Consider the following 2,458-nt stretch of genomic DNA (forward strand, 5'->3'; position numbering starts at 1 on the left):
GCTGGCGCTCGCAGCGTAAACAACCCCCGTGTCCACGAACCGGGGGTAGGCCCCGTCAGCCCCCAAGACATGCGGTGCCTGCGTCGGCGGCGGGGCCGGACGCCGGGCCCGACCGCCCCCGTCGAAGCAGAACGCCCTCCGACCCATCGGGTCGGAGGGCGTACTCGTGCCTGAGCGGTCAGGCCAATGGCTCCAGGGTGCCGAGCACCTCGTTGAAGGCCTCGGTGCTGGACGGGTGGGTCCAGATCCCGTCGCGCAGGTCGGAGACCTTGGCGCCCAGCCGGATGGCCAGGGCGACCATGTTGACCAGCTCCTGGGAGTCGATGGAGAAGATCGTCGCGCCGAGGATCTCTTGGCTGTCGGCGTCGACGAACAGCTTGAACAGGCCGTGGGTCTCGCCGACGATCTTCGGCCGGGGCATGGCGGCGATCTTCGCCACCTCCTTCTTCGCCATCAGGACGTTGCGGCCGGACTTGCGGGCCTGGGTCTCGTCCATGCCCACCATCGACAGCGGCGGGGTGATGAAGGTGGTGTTCGGCACCGCCACGCGGTCGCTGCGGCGGCGCGTGCCCTGGCCCATCACCGCGTCCCACACGATGCGGTTGTCGTCCAGCGAGATGTAGGTGAACTGCGGGCCGCCGTTGACGTCGCCCACCGCGTACACACCGGGGACGCTGGTCTGCAGCTGGTCGTCCACGACGACGAAGCCCCGCTCGTCCACCTCGATGCCGGCGGCCTCCAGGCCCAGCTCGCCGGTGACCGGCACGCGTCCGGCGGCCACCAGCACGGCCTCGGCCGCGAAATCGCCCTTGGTGGTGTGCACCACGGCGTGTGTGCCGTCGTCGTCCAGCGACGTGGGCCGGACGCCCTGCTCGATGGTGACGCCCATGTCGAGCAGGGTCTGCCTCACGGCCTCGGCCACGTCCCGGTCGACGCGGGGAAGGAACTCCTCGCCGCGGTCGAGGATGGTGACCTTGGAGCCGAAGTGGGTGAACATGCTAGCGAACTCCAGCCCAATGAAGCCGCCGCCCACGATCACCAGCCGTTCGGGCAGCGGGTCGATGTGCTGGATGGTGGTCGAGTCGAACACCCGCGGTGAGTCGAAGCCGGGCAGGTCGACGCGGCGCGAGGTCGCACCGGTGCCGATCACCACGGTCTCGCCGGTGAGCTCCACCTGGCCCTCGGCGGTGTCGACGACGACCGTCCGCGGGCCGGTGAACCGGGCGGTGCCGTCCACCAGGGTGACGCCCGGCTTCTCCAGCATCTGGTGGTTCGCGGCGTTGAGCGTGCCGATCAGCGCGTCGCGGCCGGCGACGGCGGTGCGGAAGAACTCCTGCGGGTCGTCGGAGTCGCGACGCTCCTCGGCCGAGACGACGAGGTCCTTGGTCGGCACGCAGCCGATGTTGATGCAGGTGCCGCCGTACATCTCGGGCGAGCGCTCCACCAGCGCCACGGTCTTGCCGGCGGCCGCGAAGCGCCCCGCCAGGGTCTTGCCTGCCTTGCCCCAGCCGATCACCAGCAGGTCAACGTCCATCACAATTCTCCTTCGCGTAGGCACGCTCTCGCTCGCAACGCTCGCAATCCACGAGGTGCGGGATTTGCCGGTGGGCATCCTTCCAGCGGCACCGCTGAGATGGAAAGCCAACTGCTGACATCGCTCTGCTGGTCGGAGCCACGGCAGGTTCAACCGGTCGTCGCAACACCGGCTTCTTCCAAGGATCGTAGTTGCTCTTCGAAGACCTCGGCCGGTGTTCTCCAGCCGAGGGTCTTGCGGGGGCGGTTGTTTAGGGTGTGGGCCACGGCTTCCAGATCTTCTGCTGTCCAGCGGGACAGGTCGGTGCCCTTGGGGAAGTACTGACGCAGCAGCCCGTTGGTGTTCTCGTTGCTGGGCCGCTGCCATGGGCTGTGGGGGTCAGCGAAGTAGACCTTCGTGCCGGTCTCCAGGGCGAAGGTGGCGTGAGCGGATAGTTCCTTGCCGCGGTCCCAGGTGATGGTCTTGCGCAGCTGCTGCGGCAGAGCGGTGATCGACGCGGCGAGCGCGGTGTTCATCGCGACCGCACCGTAACCGCCCAGCGAGGGGCCGTTCTTGACCGGCGGCGTCTGGCCCCAGCCCTCCAAGCGAGGCAGATGGACCAGGATCGTGGCGCGGCTGTGGCGTTCGACCAAGGTGCCGATCGCGGAGCGGCCGGTGCCGATGATCAGGTCGCCTTCCCAGTGGCCGGGAACAGCCCGATCCGCGGCCTCCGCGGGCCGTTCGCTGATCACGACATCGGCGGTGACATGGCCATGGGGCTTGTTCCGCGAACGCTCACGCGGCGAGCGCAGAGCCCTGCCGGTGCGCAGGCAGGTCACCAGGTCCCGCTTCAGCGCCCCGCGGCCCTCGATGAACAGTGACTGGTAGATGGTGGTGTCATAGCGTCGAAGCAACACTCCTGTTCGGCGGGGGTCTGATCGGTGG

The 2,458-nt window shown here is 68.7% G+C and carries 2 protein-coding genes; both read right to left on the reverse strand.

Going from position 1 to position 2,458, the window contains the following annotated elements; all coding sequences use genetic code 11:
* Positions 1-178: 178 nt before the first annotated feature.
* Entirely contained in the window at positions 179-1,534 is a 1,356-nt protein-coding gene (locus FM110_RS03675) for an FAD-dependent oxidoreductase (protein WP_055085869.1), read from the reverse strand.
* Between the two features lie 149 nt (positions 1,535-1,683).
* A partial coding sequence (locus tag FM110_RS03680; RefSeq protein WP_143276238.1) for an IS30 family transposase occupies positions 1,684-2,458 on the reverse strand: 775 nt, incomplete at its 5' end.

This window comes from Brachybacterium nesterenkovii (assembly GCF_900163655.1).
In the GTDB taxonomy this organism is placed as follows: Bacteria; Actinomycetota; Actinomycetes; order Actinomycetales; family Dermabacteraceae; genus Brachybacterium; species Brachybacterium nesterenkovii.